This window comes from Paraburkholderia dipogonis, from assembly GCF_046027395.1.
Lineage (GTDB): Bacteria > Pseudomonadota > Gammaproteobacteria > Burkholderiales > Burkholderiaceae > Paraburkholderia > Paraburkholderia dipogonis_A.
On sequence record NZ_JAQQEG010000012.1, the window covers coordinates 1 to 21,848 of the forward strand.

The following is a 21,848-nucleotide window of genomic DNA, read 5'->3' on the forward strand; positions in this document are numbered from 1 at the left end:
CCCCCCCCCCCCCCCCCCACCCCCGCCCCCCCCCCCCCCCCCCCCCCCCCCCCCCCCCCCCCCCCCCCCCCCGGCCGCCCCCCCCCCCCCCCCCCCCCCCCCCCCCCCCCCGCCTGCAAGGCAGACTGTTACGGCGTCACAATGTTGAACATCGGATTGAAGCTGTCCAGCATGCTGAACAATTCAGTCACCTTCTGCGAATCGCCGGCCACCTTGGCCTTACCCGACTGCGTTTCCTTGTCGAGCGTCTGGCCACCCATCAACAACGATGCGAACCCATCCTTGCTCATGGTCAGCGTGGCGTCCGCATTCGGCAGCGTCGCGTCCGGCGTGTAGATCAGCACCGAATTGCGCAACTCGATTGCGTACTTCTCGCCGTTGCCGAGATCCCAGTTGATCGTGGTGTGCTTGCCGTCCGCCTTCGGACCGTTCAGGCGGATGCCCATGTAGTCCAGCAGCAGTGAGGGGCTCATTGCGGCGACCGCGTCCGGCGTCACCGTGTTCACGCCAGGCACCTTCGGCACACCATTACGCAATTCGTACGCGCCCATCAGATACTCATTACGCCACGTCGGGTTTTCGGTCTGATAGCCGAGTTGCTCGAGCGCGTCCGCTTCGAGATTGCGCGCCGCCTTGTTGTCCGGATCGGCGAACACCACCTTGTTCATTGCGGTGGCGACCCAGCGGTAGTTACCCTTGTCGAAGTCCTGCTTCGCCTTCGTCATCACTGCATCCGCACCACCCATGTAGCGCACGAATTCCTTCGACTCCTGTTCTGGCGGCAGCGGATGCAGGTTCGCCGGGTTCGAGTCGTACCAGCCCAGATAACGTTGATACACGGCCTTCGAATCGTGGTTCACCGAGCCGTAGTAGCCGCGGTTGTACCACTTCTTGCCGGTCGTATCCGGCACCTGGACCTGCTCGCCGATCTCCGTCATCGTGTAGCCCTCGTTCGCGAGGCGCAGCGATTGATCGTGGATGTACTTGAACATGTCACGCGTGCCGGCGATATAGCTGACCGCACGCTCCTGCCCCCACGTCGGCCACTGATGCTGCGAGATGACGACGTCGGTCTTGTCGCCGTAACGCACGATCGCCTCGTTCAACACCTTCCACCAGTTCGCCGCATCGCGCACCTGGGCACCGCGCAGCATGTACAGGTTGTGCAGCGTGTGCGTCGTGTCTTCGGCGGTATCGAGCAGCTTGAATTGCGGCATGTAGATCAGCATTTCGGACGGCGCTTCCGTGCCCGGCGCCAGCTGGAATTCGAACTGCACGCCACCGATGGTGCGTGTCTCGCCCGTCTTGCTGATCGTGTCGGTCGGCGCAATCAGGCCAAGCGTGCCGAACGAGGTGGTCTTGCCGAGGCCGGCATCGACCTGACCGCGCGGGCTGGCCGGCAGAAACGCACCGTACTGATAGAGCGTGCGGCGGCCCATTGCATTGCCGGCGAACACATTTTCGCTGACGGCTTCGGCGAGGAAGCCTTCCCGCGCGATGATCTTTACTTTGCCGCTCTTTACGTCCGCTTCGTCGACCACGCCCTTCACGCCGCCGTAGTGGTCCGCGTGGCTGTGCGTATAGATCACGGCCAGCACCGGCTTCTTCGGACGATGCTGGTAGTACGTTCCGCAGCGCCGCGGATCTCGAAGGCCGTACGAAGGCTGTCGGACCGTCGCGCGCGGGTTGGACGGCCGAAAGGGCGCGCTGTACTCGACGTGGCCTATCATTTTTCTGTACGCGACATTATGTCCGATGCGTCGGTCCGTTGATGGGCCGTAGGCGACATTCGCGCAGCTGCGAGTTTGGGCCTCCGCGAAAGGCCGCTATCCGGAAAGTTCGAATGCATCACGATGCACGAGCGACGTCCTCCGTAATGCAGTGGCGAATTGGTGGGCCACTTTCGAGGGTGTGTTTAGGCGTCGGGAATTGGAACCCGGGACGAAGACTTCACTTCGCGCAGCGCAAGGCTGGATTGTATCGACGCGATGCCTGGCTGCCGTCGTAGCACCCGCTCGACAAATTCACCGTATGCGTCCAGATCCGCGGCGACCACCTGCAGAATGTAGTCCGCGTCACCTGTGATTTTGTGGCACGAGAGGACCTCCGGTCGACTGCGAATGACTGCTTCGAAGTTGTCCGCGGTCTTGTCCGAGTGCACGTTAAACCGGAGATGCACGAACGCAAGGAGATTCAAGCCGACCGCGCGCCGGTCAACGTTCGCCTGGTAACCGGTAATTACACCTTCGTCTTCCAAGTGCTTGCGCCGCCTCCAGCATGGCGTCACGCTCAGCGAGAGTTTCTCCCCGAGTGCGGCATTTGATACGGCACCATCGTCCTGAAGCAGGCGCAACATTGAGCGGTCGACCGCGTCCATTTCGATTTTTGGGCGATTTGTGCTCATCTTTCATTCCCTCTAGAAAAATTTCCCAAAATTCTAGGCTTTTCCGCATCCGAAAGCAAAATCAATGCGCCGGTCGCTCAATAAACTGTTGGCTATCTTCAACGCGGTAGTCAGCCATGCTTACCATCTACAGTAGCGATCATCGCTTGCACCATGGCGTCGAACTCAAGGACGGCGCAATCTCCGATTCCTTCGAGAAGCCCCTTCGAGCCGAGACGGTGCTTGCGCAAGTCAGGGCAACCGGACTCGGCGATGTCATCAGCCCGAAGCCCTACGAACGCGCGGACTATGTAGGCGCGCACAGCCAGCGGTACATCGACTTTCTGGCAGCAGCGTGGCAAGAGTGGCTTGCGACGGGCAGAACTTGTCAGGCTCTGCCACTCGTTTGGCCCGTGAAGGGGTTGCCCAGTAACGAGTTGCCTGAATTCATCGATGGCAAGCTTGGCTTCTTTTCGATGGACGCAGGTTCCCCCATCAACGCCGGTACTTGGGGCGCGATCACCTCCAGTGCCAACTCAGCGTTGACTGGCATGGATGCGCTGTCGAGTGGCGCGCACGCCGCATTCGCGCTTTGCCGCCCGCCCGGCCACCACGCTGGTCGTGAATACATGGGCGGTTATTGTTATCTGAACAACGCGGCGATTGCGGCCCAGCATTGCATTGACGGCGGCGCAAAGCGCGTAGCCGTTCTCGACATCGACTTCCATCACGGGAACGGCACGCAGGACATTTTCTACGATCGACCTGATGTTCTGTTCATATCGATTCACGGTGATCCAACGGTTTCCTATCCATATTTCTCGGGGCATGCCGACGAACGTGGCGTCGGCGCCGGGGTGGGATTCAATCTGAACATCCCTCTTCCGAGAGGAACGGTCTGGGAGGGCTTCTACCATGCGTTGCGCCACGCCGGCATCGCGATCGGGCGGCACGCACCCGACGCTCTTGTCATTTCTCTCGGGGTCGACACGTTCGAAGACGACCCTATCAGTCACTTTCGCCTGCGCACGCCTGACTATCTGCGCGTCGGCGAGGCAATCGCAAGGTTCAACGTCCCCACGCTTTTCGTGATGGAGGGCGGATACATGGTCGACGAGATTGGAATCAACGCAGTCAACGTTCTGCTGGGCTTTGAAGGCAGAGCCTGATGTTGTTTCACCGCAGGTGGCGTCTTCGATGCCTGGACGTAAGGCGCGCAGCGCGCGATGAGGGGATTGACCAGCAGGTCGCTGGAGACGCGCACGTTGCCAGCCATAACTTTCAGCTAATGCCAAAGAGGAAGCGCCGCTTACTGGATCACCTAGCCCGCGTTCGCAATCTCGGCGGCACCGCTCTGGTCCGCGTACCAATGCACAAGACATTCCTTATCATGATGGCACACTGAAACTCGGCTATCCGCGCGAACTACGATGAAGGGTGGAGAACCGGTTCGTTGTATAGCGGATCCAAGATGCGTCGCGGGACGGTCGTCGACGCTAATGTCCGTAAGACCGAGAACTCGGTCCTCGAACGAACTTACAGGTCCGGCACGTATCTACGTTCTCCGTCAACGTTGTTGACAATCGGTTTTAGATGCAGTGACCGCCATTCCGCGCCATTTCCGACACGTTTTCAAGATCTGTTTGCACGATCGGGCTTGCCCAACCTCCGTGTGAATGTTCCGTCACCTGCGGCGTCAGCGCTCTGGTATTTAACGTGCTCGATGAACGCGCGCAATTTGGGCAAAACTTGGCGTCTGCCTGAGTGGTATAGGAAAACCCCGGGCGTTGTGACGGCGAAGGGCGTCAGCAACGCCCGCAATCGGCCGTCGGCAATTGGCGCTGCGGCAAGCGGTCCGGGCACTTGTGCAAGTCCCACACCTTGAATCGCCGCTCCGAGGAGTGTGGGATAGTCGTGGGCGATGAGCGGCCCGGAGACGATTGCCTCAACGGCCTTGTTGGCGTCGACAAAGCGCCAAGGCGCGATCGACCCGTTCGAGCGACGCATGCGCAGGCAAATGTGGTCACGCAGATCGTCGATGCGCTCCGGCCGATTTCGCCGACGCAGATAATCGGGGCTGCCAACGACCTCGAACGGGAACGGCGGCGTCAGTCGCACCGCGACCATGTCGGCCTCGATGAACTGGCCCATCCGGACGCCGGCGTCAAACCCTCCGGCCGCGAGGTCGACCAACTCCGCGCTTGCGACGATCTCAACCTCGACCTCAGGATAGGCCCGGCAGAAGGATGCGATCAGCGGCTCCAACACGATTGGCACGACCGCGCTCGGCACCGAGAGGCGCAACAGTCCGGTCGGTCGCTGTCCGAGTTCACGCGCCACCTCGCTTGCACCGACGAGTTCCTCGAAGGCCGGCTTCGCCCGCGAAAGGAATCGTTCACCGGCTTCGGTCAGGCCGACGCTCCGCGTTGTGCGTATGAATAGCGCGGCGCCGACGCGCGCCTCAAGTAGACGTACCGTTTGGCTGATGGCCGAAGGCGTCACCCCGAGCTCCGCGGCCGCTCTACGAAAGCTGCGGTGCCGGGCGACGCTCAGGAACGCCTCGACACCGTCGAGCGCGCCTTGCCGGACTGTGAAGTTTTGCTTCATAACCCGTCAATAGTATCGTGGATAGTCGCTCGCCGGAAGCGGTCCTAGAATCTGCTTGCGGATCAGGGAAGGCCGGCTCTGCATCCTGCCCGCGGTGTTCGATGCCACGTGGAGCAACCCCTGCCAGGAGTTCTGCAATGTCACCCGAAACCCTCTTCCAGACACAACTCGTTCTAGGCTATGTCGCGTGGCTGCCTTGCATCATCGTGTACGTCCTGCCCAAGCTTAAGACGATGGACCGCGCAGGCGCGCAACGGGCCATCGCTACGCTGCACAGCTTCCGCTTCTTCGGGCTTGTTTTCATCCTTCCAGGCGTCGTCGGTCCCGGTCTGCCAGCCGGCTTCGCCCAGTTCGCCGCTTATGCTGACTTCGGAACCGGAGTGCTGGCCATCCTGGCCGTGCTCACGTTCAAGGTACGTCGGCTCTTCTGGTTCTTTGTGTTCGCCTTCAATCTCGTGGGGGCGGCCGACATCATCGTCGACTATTACCACGCGACCCGGATCGGCCTTCCTGCAGTGGCGGGGCAACTTGGCGCCGCCTACGCGATCCCGATCATCTACGTGCCCCTGCTGATGATCACGCACTTCGTCGCATTCTATTTGCTAATGCGTCCGCTGCCCAAGGCGGCCTCATATCGCCGGTCCGCGACGAACCTCCGAGGTCGTTTAAGACACTATGACTTTCCGTGAGGCAGAGGCTGGTCCGCCGTGAGGAATCAATCGCGGGTTAGCATTTCTGCCAGAGCCGCATGGTGTGGACAGCGCCACACCCGGCGATTTCCGGCACGGAGGCCAGGATGGAAAACAATAGCACGGTGTACGTGGGACTGGATGTTCACAAGGAGTCGATCACGGTTGCCTACGCGATCGGTCCGGGCGAAGTGGAACTGCTGGGCAAGACCGGTACGACGAAGACTGATATCGACCGCCTGTGCATACGCCTGCGGTCGAAGGCGAGAGACGTACACATCGTCGATGAGGCGGGCCCTTGCGGTTACTCGACCAATTATCTGATTGACCTGCATGCAGGGATCATCGTTGACGTCGAGGCTACGCCCGCGAACCGCTCGCACGAGGTGGAGTCAACCAGGACGATGATTGACCGCGTATGGCTCAGCAGCGATGCTTGCCTGGATGATCGAAGAGAAGGAAATTGCACCACATGTTCCGGTCTGGAACAAAACGACGCGCAAGGACAATGCATTGTCCAGCAGCGAGTTCCAATGGGATGAACTGGCCAATGAATATCGCTGTCTTACCGGGCACGCACTACGCAGTGATCGGCGCAAATTCAGAAATCCGCGGAACGCGGCGCTGGTCGAGCTAGACGCGGCCGTCGTCGCCGTGCAGTCGCTCAACCATCAGGTCAAAAAGCTGCACAAGGGGATCAGCGATTCCGCGGTTGGTTCGCACGCCGTCCGTGCGTCACCCCGCAATGAGCCGCTTCTCCAGCCAGCGCGTGAATTGCGAAATCGGATAGCAATAAGCAAAAAAGATCACCAGCGTGGCGACATACGTGAGCACGGTAAAACTCGAACGAGCCACTGTGCTGCTCGCTATCTGCGCGGTGTCGATCAGATCGTGAATGCCGACCGATGACGACAGCGCCGTGCCCATCGTGATGATCGCGTATACGTTCATCCACGGCGGCAGCATGCGCCGAACGCATTGCGGCAGCACGATATGTAGCAGGATCTGGCTGCGCGAGAATGCCAGAGAACTTGCGGCTTCCCACTGGGTGGTCGGAATGGACGCCACCGCGCCGCGAAATACCTCGGCAATGTTCGCGCTGGCTGGCAGCGCGAGGCCGAGCGTCACCTTGAGCCAGTCAGGAAAGGGCAGCGTCGCACCGAATAGGGTGAATTCGAATGGAAACACATACGTGGTGAAGTAAATCAACACCAGCCACGGCGCGTTGCGAAACGCCTGCACCCACAGTCTTGGAAGGCGTCCCGCGAAGGAGTGGGACAGCGCGAGCGCGCCGGTCGCAAGGCCAATGATCGAACCGATCGTGATGGCGCCCAGGCTGATCAGCACATTCAATGCAAAGCCGTGCCCAAGCGCGGGCGTCCATTCGACAAAGCGTGCAAGCGTTTCGCCGCGCGAGCACGATCAAGTCGGGCGCCGGCCATATCCTGCTGGTCGATCGAGACACTCAGATTCCCGCGCTCAACGTATGGACCACGACATCCGCGGACCTGAAAGACCCGGCCAAGGTCGCGGCGCTCAAAGATTTCTTTTCGCGGATGTCGGGCTATTGGGCATGGCATGACGCGCATAAGGACGAAGTGATTGGCGTGCTCAAGGACACGCCGAAGATTTCTGACGACCGCGCCGCGTTCGAATACCAGGTGCGCAGCGGCAGCTTCGTCAAATTCGATGCCGGACTGCTCGATCAGGAGCAGAAAATCGCCGACATTCTGTACGACGGCCACGCGATCAGGAAGACGATGAAGGTCGATGTTGAATACGACCCGCAGTTCAACGCTGTGCAAAAGGCTATCTGGCCAATCAAGTCTAAAGACTGATACAGCATCGCAACCTCGCTGGGCGCAGATCTGATCAGAACGATCGCACTCGCGACGAGTCACCCGCGAGTGATATCGATATGAAAAATCGACTGTTGGCGCGCAGGCAAACCGGCGATACGATGAAGCGTCTCCTCTTCGACACTCCTCAAATTGGGATTTGCCCCGTTGCCTCGCGGTGACGGGGTTTTTTCTGCGTGCGTCCAGTATCTCTCCCCGTTCATCATGATCAATCGTTCTTTGCGAACTGCAACGCCGATGTATCCAGGAACGGGTCAACTGCGGGCCAGCCTGCGTTGTTGAGTGTGCGGTTACGCAACCGGATCGAGGCCGGTGTTCGTGTGAACATCCAGGGGCATGGTGTCGTTGCGGTCGGCGTGGCGGATGCAAAAGAGACGTGACGCACAGATTGCGACGGCTGGCGCAGCGGCGGTGTGGATTGACTGCTCAGCCGAACAATACCGAATCACCTTTCTCGACGTACGCCTGCAGCAAATGATGGGCAATGGCGAACGGCTTGGGCGTCGACAGTCCGCCCGCATGCGTTCCCGCGAGCATCGCCGCAACCTCTTGGCGTGAGAACCAGCGGGCATCTTCGAGTTCGTCCGTATCGACGACGATGTCAGTGTCGTTTGATTGCGCAAAGCACCCGATCATCAGCGATGAAGGAAACGGCCACGGCTGCGTCGCGAAGTAGACAACCCGTGCACACTTCACGCCAGCCTCCTCCATCACTTCGCGGCGCACGGCGTCTTCCGCGGTCTCGCCCGGTTCAACGAAACCGGCAAGCGCCGAGTACATTCCCTTGGCGAAATGGCGCTGACGGCCGAGCAGACACCGTTCGCCGTCTATCACCAGCATGATCACGACTGGATCCACCCGTGGGAAATGGCGTGTGCCGCAAACATCGCAGATGCGTTGCCAGCCCGCGTTCGTGACGCGGCTTGCGGAGCCGCAGTTCGCGCAGAAGGCATGGCGGCGATGCCAATCGAGCATCGACTTGGCCTCAGCCAGAATCCCGAGCGCTCCAGCGGCGACGAGGTCTTGCAGCGCGAGCGAGCGAAGGTCGATGCGTCCATACCCGGTGTCTGGCGCTGGGTCCGCTGGCGCGAAGCCGAGCGCGAAACGCCCGCTGCCGTCGCTTTCTTCCCCCAGGAAAACGCTATGAAGCGGCTGGCCGAAGGCAGCGGTTTCGCCGGCGACGAACCACGGGTCATACTCGCTGCCTCGCTTGAGCAAGGGCACGTCGCCGTCGAAGACGAGAAAGCGCGCGGCCGGATCGCTGCGTAGATGTTCGATCCAGGCGTGGTCGTCCCGCTTGTCGGAGCGGCGGTCGAGCGGGTTGAGGTTAAAGCCGATGGACGCGGAAATGGCGGTCATCACGGTCGTCGACATGTGGGCAAGAAGATCCGCAAGTATGGCACGGGGTCAGTCCGATCGCTAATTAAGGTTCAATTGGCACGGACACGAAGGCGCCAGTCGGCCTCGCAGGAGGTGATCACCACGTCGACAATGCCATCATCATCGCGAGCCTTCCTATTCGTGCCGTCTCGACTTTTCCTGATTTTCGTTACCGCGACAGATCCGATCATGGATGGCCGGGCAGGGCTCTGGCTTTATTTCGGGCAGTTGGTGGCGATGCAGGTGCGCGCGTGGCTGGTTGCGCGGCCACTGGCGCGTTTGCTGTTGATGCAATTGGGGCTGGCGCTGGCGGCAGTGCTGCTCATCGGTGTCTCGTAGTACAGCTTGCCGGCGCGGCGCCCGGCACCACTACGTTTTTCAGTGGCGATCAACGTCGATCTTTTTGACCATTGATCTGCGCGGTGCAATCAGCGCGGTAACCGATAGAATTGCGGTTTTAGCCCGGAATACGCCCATGTCTTTTGCTTCGCTTGGCCTGATCGATCCCTTGCTGCGTAATGTGCAGGACCTCAATTACCAGACACCTACGCCGGTGCAGGCCAAGGCGATTCCTGCTGTGCTCAGTGGCAAGGACGTCATGGCTGCGGCACAGACCGGCACTGGCAAAACGGCGGGTTTTGCGCTGCCGCTGTTGCAACGGCTGGTGCAACATGGCCCGGGGGTGTCCAGCAACCGCGCGCGTGTTCTGGTGCTGGTGCCCACGCGTGAACTGGCTGAACAAGTGCTGCAAAGCTTTATCGATTACGGCAAAGGCCTCGACTTACGATTTCTGGCCGCCTACGGCGGTGTGAGTATCAACCCGCAGATGATGAAGTTGCGCAAAGGCGTGGATGTGCTCGTTGCCACGCCGGGCCGTTTGCTAGATCTCAATCGCCAGAACGCAGTGCAGTTTGATCAAGTGCAAACGCTGGTGCTGGATGAAGCCGACCGCATGCTGGATCTGGGCTTTGCGCGCGAACTCAACGCCGTCTTTGCTGCCTTGCCCGCTCAGCGCCAGACCCTGCTGTTCTCTGCCACGTTTACCGATGACATCCGCGCCATGGCGGCGAGCATTCTGCGCGGCCCCGTCAATATCAGCGTCAGCCCGCCCAATGCGACGGCCAGCAAGATCAAGCAGTGGGTGGTGCCGGTGGATAAAAAGAACAAGCCTGAGCTCTTCATGCACCTTGTGGCTGAGAACAACTGGGAGCACGCGCTGGTGTTCGTCAAAACCCGCAATGGCGTGGATTACCTGGCGGCCATGCTGGATGAAGCGGGTTATGCGGTCGACACCATCCACGGCGACAAACCGCAACCCGCGCGCCTGCGTGCGCTGGAGCGCTTCAAGACGGGCGAAGTACCTATGCTGGTAGCTACCGATGTGGCGGCGCGCGGGCTGGATATCGACGACTTGCCGCTGGTGATCAACGTTGATCTGCCGATCGTGGCGCAAGACTATGTGCACCGTATTGGCCGTACCGGCCGCGCGGGCGCCAGCGGCGTGGCGGTGTCCCTTGTGTGTGCCGATGAAGCGCCGCAACTGGCTGCGATTGAAGCGCTGATCCGGCAAACGCTGCCCCGTAAAGAAGAGCCGGGTTTTGAAGCCGAACACCGCGTACCGCAAACTAGCGTGACGGGCCAGATCATCAAGAAACCCAAAAAGCCCAAGAAGCTCAAAGTGCCGCAAGCTGCGCCGGGCGCCGTGCAGGTGCTCAGCAAAAAACCGCGCCCGCAAAGTGGCGAAAACAAACGCAAGCCTGCGGCGCAACGCGCGGTGGCCGTAGGTAAAGGCACAAGCTTGACCAGCGGTAGCCCATTCAGCGTGCAAAAGCCACGCAGCAAACCCGCCAGCAAGCCAGCTGCGGGTTCACTTAAGCCGGCTGGCAAACCCGCTGGTGGCCGCGGCAAACGCCAACCCTGATCCGTGGGGACGAGTAACGCTAGCCCTGGAACAGGCTGGCGGTTTGTGGCCCGCTGGCCAGGCGGTCACAAGCGCGTCGAGGGACGCTAGCTCCTTGTCACGAGATCCCAAACGCTGAAGCAGCGAAATGTACTCCCTTCGCACCGCAATCACGCCTTCAGGCGTCACCAGGGCTTGCTCAACTTCGCGGAGTTGCCGTCGCAGCTCATCGGTCATTTCAATCCTCCCGACGGACGAACGCATCCTGTCCGTACGGGACACGCTCCACTGACTCCAGTGCCCCTGGCTCTCGTCGCTGATGCAGAAGGCTGCGGATAACCCGGCGAACTTCCCTGACTCGCATTAGCACTCTCTTAAGGGCGTAGTGGATTGACGCGGACTCCCTGGCGCAACGTGATCGTAAGGGCACGGTCTCGCTTGAGGCGTTCTCTCGCGTCCATAGGGACTCGCCAAAGTACTGTTTAAACGTACAGTATCGCGAGTTGCACGTAAAGGCCTAGACTTATTATTCCGACGCAAACGCGGAGCGCGCCAGGGTCATCACGACCGTCCGCTGGGCATTTTCCGGTCTGACTTCGGCGTTTTCGCCAAGTCCGAAGGGCAAGCAAGGGGGCGCATAGACCGTGAAATCGGCCCAGCAACGCGCCGACGAAGCTTGGAGACGCACGACGCACGGAGTCCTAAAGATCCGAAAGCATGATTTTTGGAAACCAGAAGCAGGACCGAGCCTGCCGTCCGAATTAGCTGTGATCGAAGCCGGAGACGAACCATGACTGCGCCGCAAAAACTTCACGGTGTGACGCTGAAGCCCCAGGCCAAGGCTCCGCGCAAGCTGATCGAAGTCCCCGACCCAGAGGCGCGCCCCGACCTTTTGGAAGCTGTTCGCCGAGCCGTGACGGAGAATCGGGAAGCTGGGGAACGACGACCCCGAGAATAATTCGGCCTGGTATGGTGGCCATGGCACATGCGATTTGAACTACCAGACATGGTCGCTCGGGTTGGAAAAACGATCGAATCGGGTTGCCTCGGGTTGCCTATGGATATGGCGTAGGGAATCGCTCCACGCCTAAAAGCAAAGGTCGGATGGCGGCCAAAGGTAACGCCGGGCAATATGGCGCGGTCGGACAGGGACTTCGCGAACTGGCCGTCAGATTCAAAGTAGGTTGGTCCGTCTCTAAAACCAATGTCTCTTTCCGAGCCTGGACGCGTCCCTCGACTGCAATCGGTCAACGGCTAAGTTGGGTCGACTCGAGCCCATCGCGTCAGGCCGTGCCCGGTCAACCCCCGGTCCCACGCCGCGCGGAAGCTGACATTCGCAGAATGCTGAACGACGGATCTCCGATAACCGCGTGGCCGATAGCGTGACGAATGTGACTGATGCGACAAACGGCTTCGGCGTATAGGGCCTAAAATTAAATATAGCGCCGGTCCCTTTGTGTGGGGCGGCTCGCCTTATCCTCTTCCATCAACGGCGGGGGGCCATGAACACTCACGATGTGCGTTTCGTTCGCCCGGCGCTGGCCGCACTTTGCGGGGCTTCGCTCGCGACACTCGTCGCGTGTGGCGGAAGCGCCTGCTTCGGCCTCGACGGCTGTGTCGGCGGAAACGGGATGCCAAACGTCGCTGTATCCGGCACGGCAGCCATTGGCAAGGCGCTCGCCAGCGCGATGGTTACCTTCAGTTGTGCGTCGGGTTCGGGCTTCACCCTGTCAGACGGCGGTGGACACTACAGCATTACGTTCAACGCCACGCTTCCCTGCATCCTCGCTGTGACCTCCGGCGGCACGACCCTGCATTCGCTGGCATTCACCGGCGGCACTTTCAATACGACACCCGAGACCGAACTGATGTTCGTCTACCTCGCTTCGCAACTTGCCCATGTTGAATCCGCGATCCCGATGACGGGCGCTTCCTGAGCTCGCGCCTTGAACTGCGGAAGCCTGGCTATCGGCACGAATCAACGATGCCCTGCCACGGCGCAGCTCGTCTGTTCATTCACTGCAATAGCCAGCGCAGTCTTTGCCTCTTCGACCCGGAATTCCCCCGGCAATGCCACACCGTTCTTGACCGCCGTCACCTCGGCGAGTATCGACACCGCGATTTCCGGTGGTGTGCGGCTGCCGATATAAATACCCACAGGCCCGCGCAACCGGGCAACTTCGTCTTCGCGAAGATCGAAATGCGTTTCGAGCCGCTCGCGTCTGGCGGCATTGTTCCGGCGCGAACCCAGCGCGCCGACGTAGAACGCAGGCGTCCTGACCGCTTCCATCAGCGCGAGGTCGTCGAGCTTGGGATCGTGCGTGAGCGCAATCACGGCGCAGCGCTCGTCGAGTTTCATGTCCAGCACGGTGTCGTCCGGCATCGTGCGCACGAGCGTCGTGCCCGGCACGTGCCATACGTCGGTGTATTCCTCGCGCGGATCGCAGACCGTCACCTGATAGTCGAGCCCGAGCGCGATCTGGCAAAGATACTTCGAGAGCTGGCCGGCACCGATCACGAGCATCCGGTAACGCGGACCGTGAACGGTCAGGAGCCTGCGTCCGTCGAAATCGACGCCGTCGGTCGAGTGCGCTGGCGCGAGCCTCGCCGCGCCGCTCTTCATGTCGAGCGAACGCGCGACGAGTCGCCCGGCAACCACCCGGCGGCACAGATCGTCGATGCCGCTCGCGCGCGTCAGCGTTTCGAGCACCAGCTCGATCGTGCCGCCGCACGGCAAGCCGAAGCGGTGCGCCTCGTCGGCAGAGATGCCGTATTTGAGGACTTCCGGGCGCGTCTGTTCGATGCCGAGCCGGCGCACGCGGTCGATCAGGTCGTCCTCGATACAGCCGCCGGACACCGAGCCGACAACCGAGCCGTCCTCGCAAATCGCCAGCATGGCCCCGTCGGGCCGCGGCGACGAACCCCACGTCCTGACCACGGTAACGAGCAGCACGCGATGGCCGCTTTCGATCCAGCGAACGCTCGCCTTCAGCACTTCGAGATTGACACTATCCATGAAAATACCGAGTGGTTGCCTGACCTGGGCTTCGGAAGACACCCGTTAGTGTCGCGACAGCGCCGAACGCAAGGACATTTCTCGTGCTGCTTCCGGCGTGATGGTTCTGTTGAGCATGAAGCAGGCGACACCTGCCGCCAGCAACGGCAACGCACCGAGAAGGAAGATCGTCCCGATCGGCGTTCCGACGGCGATCAGGACACCGGCAAGCAGCGGGCCGACGATGGCGCCGATGCGCGCCACCGCGAAGGAGGCGCCGGTCGCGGTCGAGCGGATAAAGGTCGGATAGATCATGCTCGAAATGGCGTTGAGGCCGATATTCCCACCCAGGACCAGCAGACCCGAGACCAGCGCCATCGCCATGGTGAGACCGGCGCTCGTACCGACGGCCAGCCCCAGGGCCGCCACCGGAATGGCGCCGAGGATCATCGTCAGCGTCATCACCCGTACGCCCTTCCTGTCGATCATCCAGCCGAAGAACCAGCTGAAGCCGGCACCGAGCTGGAACAGGGCCTGGCTGCGGGCGGCATTGGCGAAGCCGATTTCGTCGGTCAGCAGCGTCGTCATCCACTGCGACAGGAAGAAGTGGGTGACGAAGGAAAAGCCAAGCGCGAGCCACAGGAAGGCGGTCATGGCCGAACGGCCCTCGGTGAAGAGGTGCCTCACCGGCACACCCGTGCGCGCCTGCTCCTGGATGGTGAAGCGCGTGTCGTCCGCGAACTGCGCGCTGGGCTTCAGCTTGCGGGCATAGGCGAGGATGCGGTCGCTGGTGGGATTGCGCAGGCTCAGATAGCGGATCGATTCAGGCAGTCCGACGAACAGGATGATGACCGCCACCACGGCGCCCGCTCCACCGAGATAGAAGACCGAGCGCCAGCCATACGCCGGGATGATCTCCGCCGCGAGAAGGCCGCCGCCGGACGAGCCGGCGGTGTAGCCGAGATAGAGGAGGGTAATGATCAGCCCACGCTTACCCGAGCGGGCGTAGTCCGTGATCAGCGAGACCGCCATCGGCATGCCGCCGCCGATGCCGAGCGCGGCGCAGAAGCGCAGGATCGACAGTTCGACCAGATTGTGGGCGAAGGGCACGGCGAAAGTGAAGCCGCCGAACAGCGCGGTAGCCAGCAGGATGGCGCGCCGCCTGCCGATGCGGTCGGCCAGCATGGCGAAGACGACCGAACCCGCCATCCAGCCGACGATGCTGATGTTAAACACGGGCGTCATCAGGGCCCGGTTGATGCCCCATTCCTTGATGATGCCGGGGGCGGCGTAATTCAAAGCCTGATTGTCGAAGCCGTCCGCCAGCATGACGAGGGCGCACAGAACGAAGAGGGTCACGGTGAACCAGCTGCGCTCCTGCGTCTCGACGACTTGGGCGATATCGACGGTATTCTTTTGAGTCATGTCGGTCTCCGGATGCCTCTGCTCCTGGGGTTGTTCACAGTCGGGCGGCGCGTTGGCGCTCACTCGCTGTGGCCGCCCGACGCATCGCGCACCGGTGTTTCCGGCTTCACGCCGCCGCGCCGGTTGGCCCAGGTCCGCTCGCCCGTCTCGCGCCAGCCGCCAGAGGTAGCCGCTTCTGCATACTCATCCCAACGCTTGTCCCAATCGCCCAGGTGATAGCCATGCCATGGCGGCTGCGGTGTGAGGACGGGGAGTTCCAGCTCTTCCCAGATCTTGCGTGCCGCGGTCATGTACTGCTCCTTCGGCAGGGCCAGCGGCGGCATGGCGTGCTTCAGCGTCGCGTCGATCAGCAGCGTACTTTCGAGTGGCGCGCGACCGGACTTGGGACCGTGGCCGCTGGCGCGGTAGGGCGTCACGTGCAAGTCATGTGTGAAGTCGGCCCGATAGGCCAACGACCAGAAGATCGCATCGGCGTTTTCCGGGTTGATATCCTCGGAGACCGCGATCACCAGCTTGCCGCACTGCGCCTGGAGCGTCGCGGCACCTTGCAGGCCCCGCCACACCTCCGCCTGCTGTGTGCCGCGCGCGAACTGGAGGAAGATCACCTTGCGCAGATTGGTCAGCGGCTCGTGCATCACCACCCGCTCGATGCCGCGCACGCCCATCACCTTGCGCAGATGTTCGAGGTACAAGGGCTCGTAGGCGACTTTCTTCAGCACGGAGCTTTCGCTGGGCGTTACCTGACTGATGATCGAGACGAAGACGGGCTTCTTCTTCATCGTGATCGCGGTGACGTGCATGGACATGTTGTAGTCTTCGAGCGCGATGTGGCCGTGGCTTTCGCCAAACGGGCCTTCGGGTTCGAGCGCATCGGTGTCGATCAGGCCTTCGATCACGATTTCGGCATCGGCGGGAACGACGAGATCGATGGTTTTGCAGCGCACCACCTCGACCGGCGCGCGCATCAGGCCACCGGCAACGGCCATCTCGTCCTGATCGATCTGCAGCTTCTGCGGCCCGGTGAACAGCACGGCGGGCGCGCAGCCTAGCACGATGGCACACGGCATCTGCTGGCCCTTGGCCCGATATTTCTCCCAATGGAGATAACCACCCGCTCCCGACAGGCGGCTCGCCATGCGCACACCCAGCCGGTTCTCCGACTTCAGCGCGGCGCGGTAAGTGCCCATGTTCTGGACGCCACTTTCCGGATCTTTGGTCACGCAGAGCGTGGCGGTCAGATAGGGCGCCGCGTCGAAGCCGGGCGTGGAAACCGGCACCGGCAGGCGCGACAAGCCTTTTTCCTTCAGTGCATCGCCGCTGATCACCACCTCCTGGCAGGGCGCCTGCGTCACCATGACGGGTGGAACCGGCTCGGCGATCGCCTCTGTCCAGGCCTTGCCAATCTGCTCGACCGGCAGACCCAGGCCAGTAGCGTAGATCTCCGGCGAGGCGGCAAGCCCGCCGATCAGCACCGGGATGTCATAAGTCTGGCCGTCGCCGTCGACCACGTTGGTGAACAGGAAAGCGCGGCGCTGATCTTCGTGCAGGCCGCCCTGGAACTGCCAGCGCGCCAGCGGGTGCAGTTCCGTATCCTTGTTGATCGGCCGCTCGATGCGGGTCAGCAGCCCCTTGGCCTCCAGCCGGGCGATATGTTCCTGCAGGTCGCGCGGGGCACCGCCGGCAGTTGCCGTTCGCGAAAGATCGTGAGGCGATGATGACATTCTGTCTCCTTACTGTGAGACCCAGCGGGTGGGTAAGTTCGTGTGATTGTATGATTGCATAACAGGATCGCGGATGTCAACGCGCGTTCGGCCATCGACGCCCGGTGCCGCGGCGGTGGGCTGGACTGCCGTCGAACGACTGCCGGGCGCCGGTCCTGACGTGATGGATTCGGTCGGTAACCGGCGGCCGCCGCGGCATTGCTCAGAGACCACCCATGCATAGGTACTTGATCTCGAGATATTCCTCGATGCCGTACTTCGAGCCTTCGCGACCGAGGCCGGATTGCTTGACGCCGCCGAACGGCGCGACTTCGTTCGAGATCAGGCCCGTGTTGATGCCGACCATGCCGTATTCGAGCGCCTCGGAAACACGCCAGATCCGGCCGATGTCGCGGCTGTAGAAGTAGGCGGCGAGACCGAACTCGGTGGCGTTTGCGGCTGCGATTGCCTCTGCTTCATCGTTGAAGCGGAAGAGCGGGGCGACAGGGCCGAAAGTCTCCTCGGTTGCGAAACGCATCGACGCGGTGACGCCATCCACCACGGTCGGCTCGAAGAAAAGCTTGCCCGCCGCATGACGCTTGCCGCCAGTGAGCACGCGCGCGCCGTGCGCCACGGCGTCGGCGATGTGCGCTTCGACCTTCTCGAGCGCCGCCTCGTTGATGAGCGGGCCCTGCGTCACGGCGCTTTCAAAACCGTTGCCGACCTTGATGCGACCGACCGCCGCCGCGAATTTTTCGGCGAAGGCGTCGTACACGCTGTCCTGCACGTAGAAGCGGTTCGTGCAGACGCAGGTCTGACCGGCATTGCGGTACTTCGAAGCAAGCGCGCCCTCGACGGCCGCATCGAGATCGGCGTCGTCGAATACGATGAACGGCGCGTTGCCGCCGAGTTCGAGCGAAAGTTTCTTGACCGTCGGCGCGCACTGACTCATCAACAGGCGACCCACCGGCGTCGAGCCCGTAAACGAAAGCTTGCGCACGATGGGGTTGCTGGTCATCTCCGCGCCGATCGAGCGAGGATCGCCGACGACCACGCTGAACACGCCGGCCGGCACGCCCGCGCGATGGGCGAGTTCGGCCAGCGCGAGTGCCGACAACGGCGTGGCTTCAGCGGGCTTCACGATCATGGCGCAGCCGGCGGCGAGCGCGGGCGCGACCTTACGCGTGATCATCGCGGCCGGGAAGTTCCATGGTGTGATCGCGGCGCAGACGCCGATCGGCTCCTTCGTCACCAGCATCCGCTTGTCGGCGGCCGGTGAGGCGAGCACGTCGCCGTCGATCCGTTTGGCCTGTTCCGCGAACCATTCGATGAACGACGCCGCGTAGCCGATCTCGCCTTTGGCTTCGGCGAGCGGCTTGCCCTGCTCGGCCGACATGATGATCGCGAGGTCGTCCGTACTCGCGACCATCAGCGCGTGCCAGCGCTTGAGGATCGCCGCGCGTTGCGCCGCGGTGAGCGCGCGCCAGCCGCGCTGCGCGCGTTCGCCGGCTTCGATCGCGCGGCGTGTCTCGACGCCGGTCATGAGCGGCACGTCGGCGAGCTTCTCGCCAGTGGCGGGATCGTCGACGGCGAACGTGCGGGCATCGTCGGCGCCGCACCATGCACCGTCGACATAGGCGAGCGAGCGCAACAGGCTCGGATCGGCGAGCCGGGAAAGCGGATTGGATTCAGTCATGGTCATCGCAAGAGGCGGCTCGCCGGCAGCGCTGCGCGGCGGGCCTGTGAGGTGGGTGGTGAAAGCGGGGCGATGCGTGGGTTACGACTCCTGCGGCTGGTCTTTCCAGCGCTTGACCACACCGGTTTCGATGTCGAACAGATCGAGCATGCGGCCAATCGTGTGATCGACGATGTCGGCGATCGTTTGCGGCTTCGAATAGAACGCCGGGACGATCGGCGCGATGATCGCGCCCATGTCCGAGAGCTGCACGAGCGTGCGCAGATGTCCGCCGTGCAGTGGCGTTTCGCGCACGCCGAGCACGAGAAGCCGGCGCTCCTTCAGCACGACGTCGGCTGCGCGGCTGATCAGCGAGCTCGTAATGCCGGTGGCGATCTCGCTCATCGAGCGCACTGAGCACGGCACGATCAGCATTCCCTTCGTTTTGAACGAGCCTGACGAAATGGCCGCGCCGATGTCCGCGGGCGCATACCATTTCGATGCGCGCGCGCGCAAATCGGCGGCGCGGATGTCGGTTTCGTAGGTCATCGTCAACTCGGCGGCCTTGCTGACCACGAGATGCGTCTCGATGCCCGCCTGGGCGAGCAGTTCGAGCGCGCGAATTCCGTAGATCACGCCCGACGCGCCTGTGATGCCAACGATGATCCGTTCCGGCGTGCCGTTATTCGTCGCCATGATCGCCCTCGATGCCGCGCACCGGCGAATTTGGTTCGACGCCGCTCTTGCGGCGCGCCTGGTAGGACGCATCGCGCTGCATCCATTCGCCGCGCGTCGCCTGTTCGGCGTTGCGGTCCCATTCGTCGGTCCAGTCTCCGAGTGAGTAGCCGTACCACGGCGACTCCGGCTTCAGCTTAGGCAAGCCGAGGCGCTCCCACAGCACCTTGGCGTTCTCCATGTATTCCTTCTTGGGCAGCGCGAGCGGCGGCATGGGCGCCTTCATGGTCGCGTCGATCAGCATGGCCGAATCGAGGCCGGTCGCGTGGTCCGAGCGCGGCCCGTGGCCCGGCTCGCGGTAGGGAATCAGCTTCACGTCTTCGACCGGATTGCAGCGATACCCCATCGCCCAGAAAACGGCGTCGGCGTTGTCCGGATCGATGTCGTCGTCGATGGCGATCACGAATTTGCCGATCGCGGCCTGCAGCGACATCGTGCCGTACAGCGCGCGCCAGACTTCGGTGCGCTTCGCGCCGCGCTCGAACTGCAGGAACACGAAGCGGCGCAGATTGGTCAGCGGCTCGTGCAGCGACACCTTCTTGATGCCGCGGATGCCGAGATGGTCGCGCAGGTGGCGCAGGAACATTGGCTCGTAGGCGAGACGCTTGATGACGCTCGATTCGGACGGCGTGACCTGCGAGATGATCGAGGTCAGCACCGCGTCCTTACGGCGCGTGATCGCCGTGACTTCGATCGAGAGGTTGTAATCCTCGAGCGCGACGTAGCCGTGGCTTTCGCCGAACGGACCTTCCGGTTCGAGATATTGCGGATCGACGTAACCCTCGACGACGACTTCCGCCTCGGCCGGCACCAGCAGATCGACGGTGCGGCCCTTGACGACGCGGATCGGCGCACCGGCGAGGCCGCCTGCGACGCTCAGTTCGTCGACGTTCGGGCGCAGCTTCTGCGGCCCCTGGAACGCGACGAGCGGCGGCGCGCCGAGCACGATGGCGACCGGCATCTTTTCGCCCTTCTCCGCGTACTTGCGCCAGTGGTCGAGACCGCCCGCGCGCAGGTTCACGAGCATCATCATGCCGAGACGCGTCGCCGACTTCAGATGGCCGCGGTACGTGCCCATGTTCTGCACGCCGGTGTCCGGATCGCGCGAGATCACGCCGGTCATGGTCATGTACGGCGCGGCATCGAAGCCCGGCGTCGAGATCGGCAGCGGCAGCGATTCGAGTCCGTTGCCTGGACCTTCGAGGTCTTTGCCTTCGATCACGATGTCGTGCACGGGGCCGCTTTCAACGAGAACGGGCGGCACCGGATTGTCGATCGCGCGGTTCCAGGCGTCGCCGATGTCGTCGAGCGTCGGCACGTTCATGCCGATCCGGTAGATCTCCGGATTCGCCGCGATGCCGCCGACGATGACCGGAATGTCGTACTTCCGGCCTTTGCTGTCGACGATATTCGTGAAGAGAAAAGCCTTGCGATCGGTTTCAGGAATGCCGCCGCGAAACTGCCAGCGCACGAGCGGGTGCATTTCGGTGTCTTTGTTGACGGGCTCGTCGATCCGGTACAGCAATCCTGCTGCTTCGAGGCGCGCGATGTGTTCGTGCAGGTCCGCGTAACCCGGGTTCGCGGCAGACGTGGAAGTGGTGTCTTGTTCAGCCATGGCTAGAAGTCCCGTGTAGCACCGCATTGCGCGGCGCCCGTATTGCTTGAAGTGTTGCCCGGCGCGGGCGGATATTGCGTGTTCGATCTGTTCCGTAGGTGCCGGGCGAATGTGTCGCGACGGCGCCTCACTGATGGTGCGCTTGCGTCTTAACGGCGCATCGACGTCATTGCATTCGCGAGCGAGGCTCCCGCCACTTCGCTCGCCAGCGAGAAGTCGGGAATCGTGATCTCGCGGAAGTACGTCTTCAAGGCCGCGATGGCAATCCGGTCGCGTGTGCAGATCGAGGCGACCATTGCGTCGGCGCGTTCGCTCAGGCTCGCGGCCGGCACGACTTCGGCGACGATGCCCCACTCGCGCGCATTCGCGGCGTCGATGGTCTCGGTCAGGTAGACCATGTGCGCGGACGCTTTGGGCGGCACCTTGTAGCGCAGCACGGACAGCACGAGCGTAGGCGGCAGGTTTTTCTGCAGCTCGGGCAGGTTGAAGCGCGCGCTGTCCGAGGCGACGGCCATGTCGCACGCGGTGACGAGCGCACAGCCAAAACCTTCGGCATCGCCTTGCACTTCGGCGAGCAGCGGCACTTCGCTTTCGTGCATCGCGCGGTAGACGTCGAGAATCGGATCGGCCACGTTGCGGCGGAACTGCGCGGAGGTCGGCGGCGTGGCGGGCGGCGCGCCGACCGCGCGGCCGCGGCAGAACGCGGGACCGGATGCGCGGATCCGGATGATTTTTACGGCACTGTCGCGGCCGGCCTTGCGGATTTCGGCGGCCAGTTCGCGCATGGCGTCGAGCGTCAGCATGTTGCCGAGTTCCGGTTGGGCAAGGGTGATCCGGTATTCGGATTCGTGGAGCGCTGCGGTGAATTCGGTCGTCATGGAGAAG

At 62.4% G+C, this 21,848-nt stretch carries 16 protein-coding genes and 3 pseudogenes; 7 read left to right on the forward strand and 12 right to left on the reverse strand.

Annotation, left to right across the window (positions count from 1 at the left end):
- Window positions 1-128: 128 nt before the first annotated feature.
- Window positions 129-1,730: an alkyl/aryl-sulfatase gene (locus PQR32_RS13790; protein ID WP_408227255.1), complete on the reverse strand. Its 1,602-nt coding sequence runs from the start codon at window positions 1,728-1,730 to the stop codon at window positions 129-131.
- Between the two features lie 185 nt (window positions 1,731-1,915).
- Entirely contained in the window at window positions 1,916-2,404 is a 489-nt protein-coding gene (locus PQR32_RS13795) for an Lrp/AsnC family transcriptional regulator (protein WP_408227258.1), read from the reverse strand.
- A gap of 116 nt (window positions 2,405-2,520) precedes the next feature.
- Here PQR32_RS13795 and PQR32_RS13800 point away from each other — a divergent pair, with 116 nt between their 5' ends.
- Complete coding sequence (locus PQR32_RS13800) at window positions 2,521-3,552, forward strand: histone deacetylase family protein (protein ID WP_408227261.1); 1,032 nt, start codon at window positions 2,521-2,523, stop codon at window positions 3,550-3,552.
- 463 nt (window positions 3,553-4,015) lie between these two features.
- On the opposite strand, the gene PQR32_RS13805 is transcribed toward PQR32_RS13800, so the two are convergent.
- Window positions 4,016-4,990: a LysR family transcriptional regulator gene (locus PQR32_RS13805; RefSeq protein WP_408227264.1), complete on the reverse strand. Its 975-nt coding sequence runs from the start codon at window positions 4,988-4,990 to the stop codon at window positions 4,016-4,018.
- Window positions 4,991-5,127: 137 nt separating this feature from the next.
- On the opposite strand from PQR32_RS13805, the gene PQR32_RS13810 reads away from it, so the two are divergent.
- Together PQR32_RS13810 and PQR32_RS13815 are read left to right on the forward strand one after the other, a co-directional pair.
- A complete protein-coding gene (locus tag PQR32_RS13810) occupies window positions 5,128-5,679 on the forward strand; it encodes a DUF8737 domain-containing protein (RefSeq protein WP_408227266.1) in 552 nt (183 codons plus the stop codon).
- Window positions 5,680-5,786: 107 nt separating this feature from the next.
- A pseudogene (locus PQR32_RS13815) lies at window positions 5,787-6,297 on the forward strand (hypothetical protein); the annotation flags it as partial.
- 117 nt (window positions 6,298-6,414) lie between these two features.
- Here PQR32_RS13815 and PQR32_RS13820 read toward each other — a convergent pair.
- A pseudogene (locus PQR32_RS13820) lies at window positions 6,415-7,092 on the reverse strand (amino acid ABC transporter permease); the annotation flags it as partial.
- Between PQR32_RS13820 and PQR32_RS13825 the strand changes: the two are divergent.
- Window positions 7,074-7,517, forward strand: a complete 444-nt coding sequence (locus tag PQR32_RS13825) for a type 2 periplasmic-binding domain-containing protein (RefSeq protein ID WP_408227269.1) — start codon at window positions 7,074-7,076, stop codon at window positions 7,515-7,517. The pseudogene PQR32_RS13820 and the gene PQR32_RS13825 sit on opposite strands and share 19 nt — an antisense overlap.
- A gap of 447 nt (window positions 7,518-7,964) precedes the next feature.
- Here PQR32_RS13825 and nudC read toward each other — a convergent pair whose 3' ends face one another.
- Complete coding sequence (gene nudC, locus PQR32_RS13830; RefSeq protein WP_408227272.1) at window positions 7,965-8,912, reverse strand: NAD(+) diphosphatase; 948 nt, start codon at window positions 8,910-8,912, stop codon at window positions 7,965-7,967.
- Window positions 8,913-9,059: 147 nt separating this feature from the next.
- On the opposite strand from nudC, the gene PQR32_RS13835 reads away from it, so the two are divergent.
- The 3 genes and pseudogenes from PQR32_RS13835 to PQR32_RS13845 form a co-directional block, all read left to right on the forward strand.
- Window positions 9,060-9,257 (forward strand): hypothetical protein, encoded by a 198-nt coding sequence (locus tag PQR32_RS13835; protein ID WP_408227275.1) that lies wholly within the window; start codon window positions 9,060-9,062, stop codon window positions 9,255-9,257.
- A gap of 136 nt (window positions 9,258-9,393) precedes the next feature.
- The gene (locus PQR32_RS13840; protein ID WP_408227278.1) at window positions 9,394-10,839 is read left to right on the forward strand and encodes a DEAD/DEAH box helicase; all 1,446 of its coding nucleotides are present in this window, start codon (window positions 9,394-9,396) and stop codon (window positions 10,837-10,839) included.
- A 1,481-nt stretch (window positions 10,840-12,320) separates the two neighbouring features.
- Window positions 12,321-12,713 (forward strand): annotated as a pseudogene (locus tag PQR32_RS13845) (hypothetical protein); the annotation flags it as partial.
- 83 nt (window positions 12,714-12,796) lie between these two features.
- On the opposite strand, the gene PQR32_RS13850 reads toward PQR32_RS13845, so the two are convergent.
- The 7 genes from PQR32_RS13850 to PQR32_RS13880 form a co-directional block, all read right to left on the reverse strand.
- On the reverse strand, window positions 12,797-13,834 hold the full coding sequence (locus PQR32_RS13850; RefSeq protein ID WP_408227281.1) for an XdhC family protein: 1,038 nt from the start codon (window positions 13,832-13,834) through the stop codon (window positions 12,797-12,799).
- A 45-nt stretch (window positions 13,835-13,879) separates the two neighbouring features.
- Complete coding sequence (locus tag PQR32_RS13855; RefSeq protein ID WP_408227284.1) at window positions 13,880-15,238, reverse strand: MFS transporter; 1,359 nt, start codon at window positions 15,236-15,238, stop codon at window positions 13,880-13,882.
- A 59-nt stretch (window positions 15,239-15,297) separates the two neighbouring features.
- Complete coding sequence (locus PQR32_RS13860; RefSeq protein ID WP_408227287.1) at window positions 15,298-16,959, reverse strand: UbiD family decarboxylase; 1,662 nt, start codon at window positions 16,957-16,959, stop codon at window positions 15,298-15,300.
- Between the two features lie 202 nt (window positions 16,960-17,161).
- A complete protein-coding gene (locus PQR32_RS13865) occupies window positions 17,162-18,634 on the reverse strand; it encodes an NAD-dependent succinate-semialdehyde dehydrogenase (protein ID WP_408227290.1) in 1,473 nt (490 codons plus the stop codon).
- An 81-nt stretch (window positions 18,635-18,715) separates the two neighbouring features.
- Entirely contained in the window at window positions 18,716-19,309 is a 594-nt protein-coding gene (locus tag PQR32_RS13870) for a UbiX family flavin prenyltransferase (RefSeq protein ID WP_408227293.1), read from the reverse strand.
- Complete coding sequence (locus tag PQR32_RS13875) at window positions 19,296-20,963, reverse strand: UbiD family decarboxylase (RefSeq protein WP_408227296.1); 1,668 nt, start codon at window positions 20,961-20,963, stop codon at window positions 19,296-19,298. The genes PQR32_RS13870 and PQR32_RS13875 overlap by 14 nt, the downstream gene beginning before the upstream one ends.
- Before the next feature lie 149 nt (window positions 20,964-21,112).
- Window positions 21,113-21,841, reverse strand: coding sequence for an enoyl-CoA hydratase/isomerase family protein (locus tag PQR32_RS13880; RefSeq protein WP_408227298.1), 729 nt, complete (start codon window positions 21,839-21,841; stop codon window positions 21,113-21,115).
- Window positions 21,842-21,848: the final 7 nt, after the last annotated feature.